Here is an 8,285-nt window from a genome sequence, read left to right on the forward strand (position 1 = left end):
TGTACCCGGAAGAATCGATCGCCGAGTGGCATGCAAGGCTGGGATTGACTGCGCCCGACTGAAGCGATGCAAGGGCTGCAGATGCTGACTGGGTACTGCCTTATTTTTCCGTAGATGAGAGCAAGGTATCGTCAAGGCTGCGCACAAAATGCATGGCCTGCGGTTGCGACACCAGCACGCACTGTTTGCCGGTGCGCTTGCAATGATCCTGTACACGCCAGTAAGCATCGTGGCTGACGCAAGCGGCCTGGCAAATCACCAGTTCGGCGGCCGTCAGGCTTGCTTCCAGCGTTGCTTCATCTGCGCCATCGTACCCGTCATGATGCAGAAAATATCCGCCCGCTTCTTCTATCGCTTGCTGCGCGACTAGTGCGGCGGGCTCATCCCGGCCAACGCAGAGCACGGATTTTTCCCGCAGATCGGCCGGCATTGAATTGTCTGCGATATCCGCCTTGTTCAGGGCAGGCTTTATGCCCCATTGCCAGCCCAGACGTTCGCGCATCAACTCCTGCAAATGCTCGGTCAGCGATTCAACACGCCGCAGCAAAGTCATGCGTTTGGGCAAACCGGGAATGAGCGCCTTCAACGCGGCGAGATCCTCACGCGCATAGGCCAGCGCGGTATCACGCATCATCACGTCTGCACGCAGGCGCATTATTTCAGCCCGCATGATCGCAGCCTCCCGATGCAAGGTTGCAATTTGCTGCGGCGCGGTCTGGTCGTGATTGTTGCGAGTTTTATTCATGATCCTATCCTTCACCCTGGCAGACGCAGTCAGCAACACCAACCATGCGGCGGCAAGCTGCAGTCTCTCAAATTCGAGAAAGCATCTTATCACAAATGAGAACCATTATCATTTGTGAAGAATAGTGCGCAGCAGTGGATGCTGCAAATATGGGGGTGCTGGCTGGTCGGGAAACCATGCGACAAGCGCCGGCATGGTGTCGATTCCCTGCCGGATATGCTCAAAGTATGGTCGATACTTCCGGATGCGGGATATCCATAGAACTTCTGTCGAGCACGCGCAGCTCGCTATCGAGCTTGTAGATCAGCGGCACGCTGTTGGGCACGCCGAAACGGGCCACTTCTTCATCCGGCATGTCTTCGAGCAGCTTGACCAGGGCGCGCTGGCTGTTGCCATGCGATGAAATGATCACGTCCTTGCCCTGCCTTAATACCGGCGCGATGACTTCATCCCAGACTATGCGCACGCGCTCCACCGTTTCCTGCAGCGATTCGCCCAGCGGCAAGGCTGATTGCGGGATGCCCTGATAGCGTTTTTCCAGCCATGGCGCGCGCGCATCGGCGGCGTCCATCAGGGGCGGGCGGCTGTCGAAACCGCGCCGCCAGCGCCACACCTGCTCTTCACCAAACCTGGCGATCGTCTCGGCCCGGCTTTGCCCGGTCAGCGCGCCGTAATGCCGCTCGTTCAGGCGCCAGTGACTGATGATGGGCGTGTACATCGCATCCATTTCTTCGAGGATCAGCCATTGCGAACGGATGGTCCTTTTGAGCATCGAGGTGATCGCCAGATCGAAATGGAAACCGGCGTCGGCCAGCGCGCGTCCGGCATTGCGCGCCTGCTGTATGCCATTTTCCGTCAGATCGATGTCGGCCCAGCCGGTGAAACGGTTGTCCCGGTTCCACTGTGACTCGCCGTGGCGAACTATCACCAGATTACCCATTGCTTTTCTCATGTTGGATGCGACAAAGGATGAAGATTAACTGAGTTTCGGACATTGCGGACGGCAAGCGCATGCCGGCACAGCTAAAAATCGACGGTAAAAGCGGCATCGCTGCGGACGTGCATGCTGGCTGCGCTGCACTGGATCGCTGCTATCGTGGGGTAAAATTTGCCTCAATTCGCTGTAATTGGAATCTTTCGCCCTACGCTCAGTCAACAAGGGAACGCTACCCTGCAGCGACATCCCCACCATGGAGTATCAATTATGCGATGCAGCTCACGTATCCTGCTGCAACTAGTCCTGATTGCCGTCATCACCGGCTGTACAACGGGGGCCAAACCGGTGGTCTATCATTCGGAAAAATTCGACTCGACCGATGTGTATGCGCGCCGCTTCCCGGTTGCCGCCAATGTCGCCTGCGAAGCAGTCCGCCGCACCCTGCTCAGCCAGGGCTATGTGATCAGCGCGGCCAGCACCAGCCAGGTCGATGGGCGCAAGAGCTTTCAGCCGGAAAACGATGTGCATGTGCAGATCGCGTTCCGCGTCGTGTGCGCCATCGATAATGCCGACGGCAAGGTGGCATCGGTGTTTGCCAACGCGCTGGAAGATCGCTATGCGCTGAAGAAGGTCAATAATTCTGCCAGCGTCGGGGTCGGCGCACTGGGTTCGGTGTCACTGCCGTTCTCGTCCAGCGACGATTCGCTGGTCAAGGTCGCCAGCGCGACGATTGCAGAAGAAAAGTTTTATGCGCGCTTCTTTCAGCTGGTTGAACAGTTCCTGACCAATGAGGCAGCACCGGCACTGGAATCGATGGAGATGCAATGAGTAAGCGAGCCTGCTGCCAACCGGCTCGCGCGTTTTATCGTTTTAATTTAGCGTTTTAATTCGTCTCACCGGCATCAGTTGCACCCGCTGCCTGCAGGCGGCGCCACAGGGTGGTGCGGCTGATGCCCAGATAGCTGGCCGCCGCTACGCGATTGCCTTGATAGCGCTGCAATACCTGCTGCAGGGTTTCGGTTGGTGCAGCCTCGACTGCAAGTCCGTCACCTTCACCATCCAAAGCCTGCGTATCGGCTGCCGCTGCAGCAAGTTCCGGCGCGATGCTTTTCAGGAATGCCGGCGTCAGCGTCTGCAGCGGCACATCGGCCATGTACAGGGCCAGCCTTTCCATCAGGTTGCGTAATTCGCGCACATTGCCGGGCCAGTGATAGGCAGCCAGCAAGGGTACGCAGGTTTCGACTTCCGCCTGCAGATTGGCATGCGGGTGCACATCGAGCGCGGCCAGCGCATGGTTCAACCACCACAAGGCCAGTTGCGCCAGATCGCCGGGACGCTCGCGCAGTGGCGGCACACGCAGGCGCAGCACCGCCAGGCGATAAAACAGGTCGGCGCGAAAACGCCCTTCCAGCATGCGTTGCTCCAGATCGCAATGCGTGGCGCTGATGATGCGCACATCGACCGGGATCGGACGACTGCTGCCTACCCGGACGACCGCACGCTCTTCCAGCACCCGCAACAGCCTGGTCTGCAGAGCCAGCGGCATTTCGCCGATTTCATCGAGAAACAGCGTGCCGCGATGTGCCGCTTCAAACAAACCTGCGCGGCCGCCGCGGCGCGAGCCGGTGAACGCACCATCTTCATAGCCAAACAATTCCGACTCCAGCAAGGACTCCGCCAGCGCGCCGCAATTGACTGCTACAAACGGCCGCTCGGCACGCGCATGCACGGTCAGGCCACGCGTGGCTTCGCGATGAATCGCCTGCGCCACCAGCTCCTTGCCGCTCCCGGTTTCGCCATGTATCAATACCGTGGCAGGCGAACGGGCGAACAGTGCAATGGCGTGCCGCACCTCCTGCATCACGGCCGATTTGCCGCGCAAATCCTGCAGGCTGTGCCGGGCATGGTAATGCGTGCCGCTGGACGTGTGACGGCGATGCGTACTTTCCTGATGGGTCAGCTGCGCCAGTTCCAGCGCGTCGTTGAAGACCTGACGTATCGATGCGGCGGAATAAATGAAAACGCCGGTCAAGCCCGCCTCCTCCGCCAGATCGGTGATCAGCCCTGCGCCGGCGATGGCCTTGATCCCCATCGCCTTCAATTCATTGATCTGGGCACGCGCATCTTCTTCGGTGACGTAGGTGCGCTGCACGATGTTCAAGCCGAAGGTGCTCTGGAACTCGGCCAGCTCGGGAATCGCATCCTGGTAAACAATAAGGCCGATGTCGCTGCTGATCTTGCGCGCGCGCGCCAGCGCCTGCATCACATCGAAGCCGCTGGCCTTGACGATGAAGACCGGGATGGGCAAACGACTCTTTAAATAGGCGCCGTTGGAGCCGGCCGCAATAATCGCGTCGCAACGCTCGGTTTGCAGGCGTTCCTGGATATGCCGCACCGCCTCGTCGTAAGCCAGATGTATCGCTTCTATGCTGGCCTGATCATCGAATTCGCGTGCAATGTCGCGAAACAGGTCGGACAGGCGCGACACCGACAGGGTCCAGATGACCGGCTGGTCGTGATCGCGTGCAGTAGGAGGAGATTGCGCCATGTTTCATCCTGCGTTTCAATTAGCGTGAAAAGTGTTTCAAGACACATAGTAAATATGTTTCAAACAGACTTATTGTAACGCCGGCCTGGTTCACATGGGCAATATCTTTATGCCGTCCGATGCGGCCAGCCGGCTTGCAAGCGCTTGATTTCAGACATGTTTATCGCAATTTTCGCTGCCATCCGGGTATTGTGACGGCGCATTGGCACGGCGATTGCAATCCAGCATGGCAGTAGCCGCAACGCTCCTTTGATGAAACATTTTGAAAGACAGACATGACCCAGCCATCTCCAGGCGCTTTATTCCGCAAGGCTGTCGCCGAAGAATCACCGTTGCAAGTAATCGGCGCGATCAACGCCAACCATGCACTGCTGGCCAAACGCGCCGGTTTTCGCGCCATCTACCTGTCCGGCGGCGGTGTGGCAGCCGGCTCGCTAGGCTTGCCCGACCTCGGCATTTCCAATCTCGACGATGTGCTGACCGACGTGCGCCGCATTACCGATGTATGCGATTTGCCGCTGCTGGTCGATGTCGATACCGGCTTCGGTGCATCCGCCTTCAATGTGGCGCGCACGGTGCGCTCCATGATCAAGTTCGGCGCGGCCGCCATCCATATCGAAGACCAGGTGGGCGCCAAGCGCTGCGGTCATCGTCCCAACAAGGAAATCGTCAGCAAGCAGGAAATGGTAGACCGCATCAAGGCCGCAGTGGATGCGCGCACCGATGAAAATTTCGTCATCATGGCACGCACCGATGCGCTCGCGGTCGAAGGACTGGAGTCGGCGCTGGAGCGCGCCATCGCCTGCGTCGAGGCAGGCGCCGACATGATCTTCCCGGAAGCGATCACCGAACTGGCTATGTACCGGCAATTCGCGGCGGCCGTCAAGGTTCCGGTGCTGGCCAACATCACCGAATTCGGCGCCACCCCGCTGTTCACGCTGGACGAACTGCGCAGCGCCGATGTCGGCCTGGCGCTGTATCCATTGTCAGCGTTTCGCGCGATGAACAAGGCCGCCGAAAACGTCTATCAGGCAGTGCGCCGCGACGGCACGCAGAAAAACGTGGTCGACACCATGCAGACCCGGATGGAACTGTACGACCGCATCAACTACCACCAGTTTGAACAGCATCTGGACAGCCTGTTTTCACAACAGAAAAAAGCATAAACCTACCATCAGCAAACGATCCGGAGACATCACATGACTGAGCAACAAGCAAGCGGCTTCAAACCTAAAAAATCGGTCGCCCTGTCCGGCGTCACAGCGGGCAATACCGCGCTTTGCACGGTAGGCAAAACCGGCAACGATCTGCACTATCGCGGCTACGACATACTGGATATTGCGCAGACCTGCGAATTCGAGGAAATTGCACATCTGCTGGTGCACGGCAAATTGCCCACCCGGGCCGAACTGCTGGCCTACAAAACCAAACTGAAGGCATTGCGCGGCATACCGGTCAGCGTCAGGGCGGCGCTGGAAGCGCTGCCGGCCGCATCCCATCCGATGGACGTGATGCGCACCGGCGTCTCCGCCCTCGGTTGCGTACTGCCTGAAAAAGACGACCACAACACTCCCGGCGCGCGCGACATCGCCGATCAGCTGATGGCCTCGCTCGGCTCGATGCTGCTGTACTGGTATCACTACAGCCATAACGGCAAACGCATCGAGGTCGAAACCGACGACGACTCGATAGGCGCGCATTTCCTGCACCTGCTGCATGGCGTGAAGCCGAAAAAATCGTGGGAAGACGCGATGCACACCTCGCTGATCCTGTACGCAGAACATGAATTCAACGCCTCCACCTTCACCGCGCGCGTCATCGCCGGCACCGGCTCCGATATGCATTCGGCGATCACCGGCGCCATCGGCGCGCTGCGCGGACCCAAGCATGGCGGCGCCAACGAGTTTGCATTTGAAATCCAGAAGCGCTACGACAACCCGGATGAAGCCGAAGCCGACATCAAGCGCCGGGTGGAAAACAAGGAAGTGGTGATCGGCTTCGGCCATCCGGTGTACACGATCTCCGACCCGCGCAACAAGGTGATCAAGGACGTGGCGCTGAAGCTGTCGCAGGAAGCCGGCTCCACCAGGATGTTTGAAATTGCCGAACGTCTCGAAACGGTGATGTGGGATGCGAAAAAAATGTTCCCCAACCTGGACTGGTTCTCGGCAGTCTCGTATCACATGATGGGGGTGCCGACGGCGATGTTTACACCGCTGTTCGTGATTGCACGCACCTCCGGCTGGGCCGCACACATCATCGAGCAGCGCATCGATAACAAGATCATACGTCCATCCGCCAATTATGTCGGCCCGGAAGATCTGGCCTTCGTTCCACTTGCCGAGCGCAAGTGAGAACGCGGCGATGACAGCGCGCTGTAGATCGCCGATCGACTGCACATTTAATTTTTATTTTTAACTACCGATTACAGGAATCCCATGTCTGCTCATATTTCAAATGTCCGTCCACAATACGATGAAGTGCTGGTCGATATCGTCGATTACGTGACCAAATACAAGATCGATTCCGCGCTCGCCTACGATACCGCCCGCAACTGCCTGATCGATACGCTGGGCTGCGGACTGGAAGCGCTGGAATACCCGGCCTGCAAGAAACTGATGGGCCCCATCGTGCCCGGCACCGTGGTGCCGAACGGCGCCAAGGTACCCGGCACGCAATTCCAGCTTGATCCGGTGCAGGCCGCCTTCAACATCGGCGCCATGATACGTTGGCTGGACTTCAACGACACCTGGCTCGCAGCGGAATGGGGCCATCCATCGGATAACCTGGGCGGCATCCTGGCAACGGCCGACTGGCTGTCGCGCACTGCAGTGGCAGCCGGCAAAAAACCGCTGACGATGAAGGATGTGCTGACCGGCATGATCAAGGCGCATGAGATCCAGGGTTGCATCGCACTCGAGAATTCATTTAACAAGGTCGGTCTCGATCACGTGGTGCTGGTCAAGGTGGCATCGACTGCCGTGGTGGCAGAAATGCTGGGCCTGAACCGCGATGAAATCCTCAATGCAGTGTCGCTGGCCTGGGTCGATGGCCAGTCGCTGCGCACCTATCGCCACTCGCCGAATACCGGTTCGCGCAAATCATGGGCGGCCGGCGACGCCACCTCGCGCGCAGTGCGCCTGGCCCTGATGGCCAAGACTGGCGAGATGGGTTATCCATCCGTGCTGACCGCCAAGACCTGGGGTTTTTACGATGTGCTGTTCAAGGGCCAGCCGTTCAAGTTCCAGCGCAAATACGCCTCGTATGTGATGGAAAACGTGTTGTTCAAGATTTCCTTCCCGGCTGAATTCCACTCGCAAACTGCAGTCGAAGCCGCCGTTACCCTGCATGCGCAGCTAGCCCAGGCCGGCAGAAACGTCGAAGACATCAAGCAGATCACGATCCGCACGCATGAAGCCTGCATCCGCATCATCGACAAGAAAGGTCCGCTCGACAACCCGGCCGACCGCGACCACTGCATCCAGTACATGGTGGCCGTGCCGCTGATTTTCGGACGCCTGACGGCCAGCGATTATGAAGACAATGTCGCCAGCGACAAGCGCATCGATGTCTTGCGCGACAAGATCGTCTGCGTGGAAGATCCAGCCTTCACCAAGGATTACCATGATCCGGAAAAACGTTCTATCGCCAATGCGCTGACAGTTGAATTCAAGGACGGCACAACGCTGGCCGAACTGGTGGTCGAATACCCTATCGGCCATGCACGCCGCCGCAAGGATGGCATCCCGCTGCTGGAAGCCAAGTTCAAGATAAATCTGGCACGCCAGTTCCCGGCCAAACAACAAAAATCCATCCTTGACATCTCGCTCGACCAGGCTGCACTGGAAGCGATGCCGGTGCATGAATATGTTGATTTGTACGTGATCTGATAGCCCGCTATCGGATAACAAAAAAGGCGTGCTGACATCTTTTTTTTACCCCTTTTTTATTGCTTTTTCGTTTGTGGCAAGTACACGGTAAGTGGTTGTCGCTGAAATAATATTTCCAAGTACTCGCTTGGTTCGCAAGCGGTTGGAGATTTGGAGGAATCATGA

At 58.1% G+C, this 8,285-nt stretch carries 7 protein-coding genes; 4 read left to right on the plus strand and 3 right to left on the minus strand.

Going from position 1 to position 8,285, the window contains the following annotated elements; translation table 11 throughout:
• Positions 1–100: 100 nt before the first annotated feature.
• Positions 101–745, minus strand: a complete 645-nt coding sequence (locus tag Q7T06_RS11120; RefSeq protein WP_304784625.1) for a DUF2325 domain-containing protein — start codon at positions 743–745, stop codon at positions 101–103.
• A 220-nt stretch (positions 746–965) separates the two neighbouring features.
• Positions 966–1,685 (minus strand): 2,3-diphosphoglycerate-dependent phosphoglycerate mutase, encoded by a 720-nt coding sequence (gpmA, locus tag Q7T06_RS11125; protein WP_304784627.1) that lies wholly within the window; start codon positions 1,683–1,685, stop codon positions 966–968.
• A 264-nt stretch (positions 1,686–1,949) separates the two neighbouring features.
• On the opposite strand from gpmA, the gene Q7T06_RS11130 reads away from it, so the two are divergent.
• Positions 1,950–2,510, plus strand: a complete 561-nt coding sequence (locus tag Q7T06_RS11130) for a DUF2242 domain-containing protein (RefSeq protein ID WP_304784628.1) — start codon at positions 1,950–1,952, stop codon at positions 2,508–2,510.
• A gap of 55 nt (positions 2,511–2,565) precedes the next feature.
• Here the strand turns inward: Q7T06_RS11130 and prpR are convergent, their stop codons facing one another.
• Positions 2,566–4,230 carry a propionate catabolism operon regulatory protein PrpR gene (prpR, locus tag Q7T06_RS11135; protein WP_304784630.1) on the minus strand — a complete coding sequence of 555 codons (1,665 nt, stop codon included), beginning with the start codon at positions 4,228–4,230 and terminating at the stop codon, positions 2,566–2,568.
• Positions 4,231–4,505: 275 nt separating this feature from the next.
• On the opposite strand from prpR, the gene prpB reads away from it, so the two are divergent.
• The 3 genes from prpB to Q7T06_RS11150 all read left to right on the plus strand — a co-directional run bounded on the left by prpB (position 4,506) and on the right by Q7T06_RS11150 (position 8,120).
• Positions 4,506–5,396, plus strand: a complete 891-nt coding sequence (gene prpB, locus Q7T06_RS11140) for a methylisocitrate lyase (RefSeq protein WP_304784632.1) — start codon at positions 4,506–4,508, stop codon at positions 5,394–5,396.
• Positions 5,397–5,429: 33 nt separating this feature from the next.
• The gene (prpC, locus tag Q7T06_RS11145) at positions 5,430–6,584 is read left to right on the plus strand and encodes a 2-methylcitrate synthase (RefSeq protein ID WP_304784635.1); all 1,155 of its coding nucleotides are present in this window, start codon (positions 5,430–5,432) and stop codon (positions 6,582–6,584) included.
• 84 nt (positions 6,585–6,668) lie between these two features.
• Complete coding sequence (locus Q7T06_RS11150; protein WP_304784637.1) at positions 6,669–8,120, plus strand: bifunctional 2-methylcitrate dehydratase/aconitate hydratase; 1,452 nt, start codon at positions 6,669–6,671, stop codon at positions 8,118–8,120.
• Positions 8,121–8,285 lie beyond the last annotated feature (165 nt).

This window comes from Herminiimonas sp. (assembly GCF_030645555.1).
In the GTDB taxonomy this organism is placed as follows: Bacteria; Pseudomonadota; Gammaproteobacteria; order Burkholderiales; family Burkholderiaceae_D; genus Oxalicibacterium.